This window comes from Hansschlegelia beijingensis (assembly GCF_045505405.1).
GTDB lineage: Bacteria > Pseudomonadota > Alphaproteobacteria > Rhizobiales > Methylopilaceae > Methylopila > Methylopila beijingensis_A.
The window spans coordinates 1-3373 of the sequence record NZ_JBJKEX010000333.1; the positions used below are offsets into that span (position 1 = coordinate 1).

General features: G+C 70.9%; 3 protein-coding genes and 2 pseudogenes. 1 reads left to right on the forward strand and 4 read right to left on the reverse strand.

Features of this window, described 5'->3' with window-relative positions:
- A pseudogene (locus ACIKT0_RS15480) lies at positions 1-390 on the forward strand (formylmethanofuran dehydrogenase subunit C); the annotation flags it as partial.
- 10 nt (positions 391-400) lie between these two features.
- Here the strand turns inward: ACIKT0_RS15480 and ACIKT0_RS15485 are convergent.
- From ACIKT0_RS15485 to ACIKT0_RS15500, 4 genes and pseudogenes are all read right to left on the reverse strand, one after another.
- Positions 401-1096 (reverse strand): (5-formylfuran-3-yl)methyl phosphate synthase, encoded by a 696-nt coding sequence (locus ACIKT0_RS15485; protein ID WP_407106220.1) that lies wholly within the window; start codon positions 1094-1096, stop codon positions 401-403.
- Positions 1093-1659: a DUF447 domain-containing protein gene (locus tag ACIKT0_RS15490; protein WP_407106221.1), complete on the reverse strand. Its 567-nt coding sequence runs from the start codon at positions 1657-1659 to the stop codon at positions 1093-1095. The genes ACIKT0_RS15485 and ACIKT0_RS15490 overlap by 4 nt, the downstream gene beginning before the upstream one ends.
- Positions 1656-3080 (reverse strand): DUF6513 domain-containing protein, encoded by a 1425-nt coding sequence (locus ACIKT0_RS15495; protein WP_407106222.1) that lies wholly within the window; start codon positions 3078-3080, stop codon positions 1656-1658. Before ACIKT0_RS15495 ends, ACIKT0_RS15490 begins: the two co-directional genes overlap by 4 nt.
- Positions 3077-3373 (reverse strand): annotated as a pseudogene (locus tag ACIKT0_RS15500) (amino acid kinase family protein); the annotation flags it as partial. The pseudogene ACIKT0_RS15500 and the gene ACIKT0_RS15495, both read right to left, overlap by 4 nt.

A 3373-nucleotide genomic window follows, 5' to 3' on the forward strand; every position in this document is an offset into this window, starting at 1 on the left:
GGAGGAGTCGTGATCCTCGGCGGCTCCGCCGGAGCCCGCGCCGCCGAGAGGCTGCGGGGAGGGGTCGTCGTGATCGAGGGCGACGCCGGCGACGGCGCGGCTACGGATCTGATCGCAGGCACCGTCGCGGTCGGAGGCAAGCTCGCGGGCGGCGCCGGCCGCGGCATGAAGCGCGGTACGCTGTTTCTCCGGTCCCCGGATGGGCTGTCGGGCGGCTTCAGAGACGCCGGCGAGCATGACCTCGTCCTGCTCCGGGTGCTCGTCCGGCGCTCGGCGGAGCTTGCGGCCTTCCTCGGCCCCGACATCACCCGCGCCCGGCGTTTCGCAGGCGACCTCTACGCGGGCGGAAAGGGCGAGGCGCTCGTGGTGGCGCCCTCCGGCCGGATGTAGTTCCGAAGCCTCACGCGGCCTGGCGGGATTCCGCCAGCGCCTGCCGTATCGAGGCCATCGCGGCCGGGTGAAGCCGGCCGGTCCGGCCGCCTTCGCACAACGCCCCGCGAAAGCCGAGATAGTCCGGCCCGATCCCGGCCAGCGGCGCGACGTCCTCCGACTTCAGCGAACCTGCGAGGCCCGTGAGCAGGCCGAGCCCACGCGCCGCGCCGACGAACCGGCGAAGGTCGGGCTCGGTCAGATGCGCGCGCAGGCCGCCAGCCGATTTGTCGGCGGTGTCCAGCATCGCTCCACGGAAGCCGGCCGCTGCGACTTGGGGAAGCAGTCCGAAGTCGGGCGCGCGATCAGCGAGGAACACGGCGATCAGCTGCGCGCGGTTTGCGAGCGGCTGGAGCGCCGCGAGACACCCGGCCACGTCGCCCGCGAAAAGTCCGAGCTTCACCAGCGGAACGCCCGTCGCCGCCACCCGCTCGGCCGCTGCGCGGACCACGTCCGGCGTCATGGGCTGATCGCCGATCGTGGCGCTCAGCGCCGGCTTGGGGCCCGGCCAGGCCCGCCAGCGGGCGACAGCGGCGGTCAGCGCCGACGTTTCCCATGCGCCCAGAGCGCCTTGGGCGGGATTCTTCAAGTCGACGATGTCGGCCCCGCCGGCGCGGACGAGCTCGATCTCTTCAAGCGTAGAGACGCTCGCCAGGAAGCCCGTCATGACGCCGCCCGCGATCGGTGCTCGCGGATCGCGTCGAGCAGCCACTGCCAGGCCTCGAGCTCGCTTGGCCCCGCCGTCTTGTCGATCGCGATCTGCAGATAGGCGAACTCGGCGTCGATCTTCTCGGGCGGCAGCATGTTCAGGCGGCTGACCAGGACGGCGCCCTCCAGGACGGCCGCGATCGCCCGGTTGAGGCCGAGGAATGCGCGATGGGTCTTCTCGGCGACCACCACGCAGTGCAGCTTCGGGCGCTCGCTGTCTCCGTCGATCCGCGCCACCCGCACCTCGTGGTGCGACAGGGCGGCTTGCAGGCGAACGGACGGGATCGCGCTCGTCGCGACGGTGGGCCAGGTCGGGAGCCGCCGGGTGACGCAGCCGGCGAAGATCCGGGCGTCGTCGGTGAAGTTCACCACGCCGCAACGCGTCGCGAGGAAGTTGTCGAGGGTCGTCGACGGGCGGAAGGGTTGCAGCAGCCAGCCTTCCTCGGTCGGAGTCGCGCCCATGGGGGCGACATGAGGAACCCCGTCAGGCGAGAGCGTTGTGACGATCGTCTCGCGGATCATGACGGCTCGGCCTTCGCGCCGCGCTTCGCGGCGAGCGTGGCGCCAGCCTCCTTGAACCCCATCTTATGGGCCTCCTCGACGCTTTCCGAGGTTCCGGCGGCCACGCCGAAGCGCAGGCCTTCGTCCTGTGCGTAGCGTTTGCCGAGCCGGAAGGCGATCTCGGCGCGGGCGGTCTCGACGCCGAGGTAGAAGGCGTGCGCCGCGTCGCCCTCGACCGCCAGATGCGGGAAATGGTCGAAAGGATCCGCCGCCACCCAATGGCCGTCGCGGTTGAACACGTGCACTCCGGCCTCGCTCACCTGGATTCGGTAGTTGGGGTCGCGGATCTGGCCCGCGAGGCTTTCAATGTCCGAGGCGGTCGACGTGACAGGCCGACGGTCGCGTAGCGCCATGAGCCCGCCGCCGAAACCCTGCGGCAGCGAGTTCGCCTCGCGGGCCGCGAAGAACTCCCGGCGCGCGCGGTCGAACTCCCGCACGGCGGTCCGGCAATGCGGGCTCACCTGGACCGCCAGCACAGCGGCGATCCTGAGCTCCGAGATCATGCCCATCAGAATCGCGTTGATTCCGGTCGTGTCCGCGTCGGTGAGTTCGGTGACGTTGCCGATCCCCATCAGGATCGGGGCTTCCGGCCGCTGCCGCCTGAGCTCGGCGTAGCGCACCACCGACTCGGTGAAGCCGAAGTGGATGGGATCGAGGATCGGGTCCGCGAGATAGGGGGCGCCCCTGGCCTCCATGGCGTCCATCGCCCTCAGCAGCGAGGCCATGTCGCCAGGCGACGACGGCACCAGAACCGGAACGGCGTTCCCCTCGTCGGCGATCCCCAGCGTGTTCTCGTTCAGGCTCAGAAGGTAGCTCGCTCCGGCGCGATTGGCCCGGGCGAGTTCCTCTCCATCCGCGGAATCGACGCTGACCCTGAAGCCCGCCTCGGCGAGCGCCGCGATCGAGTCCTCCAGATGCGGGAAAGTCGTATCGGGCATGCAGCCGAGGTCGATCACGTCGGCCCCGTCAACAGCGAGCATCCGGGCTCGGGCGACGATCTCCTCCACCGACAGACCGGTGGCGTCCACGATCTCGGCGAAGATCAGGCAGTCGTGGCGCGACAGGTCCGGCTCGACCCCGCCCTGGCCGAAGAAGGTGGGGAGGTCGGCGAGCTCCTCCGGCCCTCGCTCGAACTGCGCTCCGAAGCGGTCGCTCAGCCGGTCAAGGTCCCCCCGGAAACGGCCCGGCAGCACCACGCGGTCCACCGCGTCAGGCATCTTGAGCCGGCGCTCGATGATCTCCGCGGTCATCAGCGCGGCGACCTTGACGCCGATGTTCACCACGACCGGATCGAGCGCGTCGTTGCGCAACTCGTCGGCCATGCGCGCCACGCGCTGCTCGGCGAGCGAGCCCGTCAGCAGGGCGACCCTTTCAGCGCTCACGCTGCGACGCCGACGGGCGCGGAGAGGGCCTCGGCGAGCGCCTCCGGACAAGCGCGGCCGACGCAGACGATCTCTCCCGCGAAGACTTCGGCAAGATGAGGAAAATGACCGTCGACCAGACCGGCGCGCGCCCAGTCGGCGGGGTCGGAGGTCGCCGGTGCTTCGGCGGCCTTCACCAGAACCAGCTTCTGCGCCCCGAGCGCGCTGGCGAGCCAGAGCGCGAGGCTGTCCGACGTCACGTCCCAGCTTGCGGGCAAGGGCGCCGAGGACGCCATCCGGCGCGGCAGCCAGAG

What these genes read in the sequence shown, in the direction of transcription:
- ACIKT0_RS15490 (WP_407106221.1), bottom strand. Translation starts at nt 1,659, where the DNA reads ATGATCCGCGAGACGATCGTCACAACGCTCTCGCCTGACGGGGTTCCT.
- ACIKT0_RS15485 (WP_407106220.1), bottom strand. Translation starts at nt 1,096, where the DNA reads ATGACGGGCTTCCTGGCGAGCGTCTCTACGCTTGAAGAGATCGAGCTC.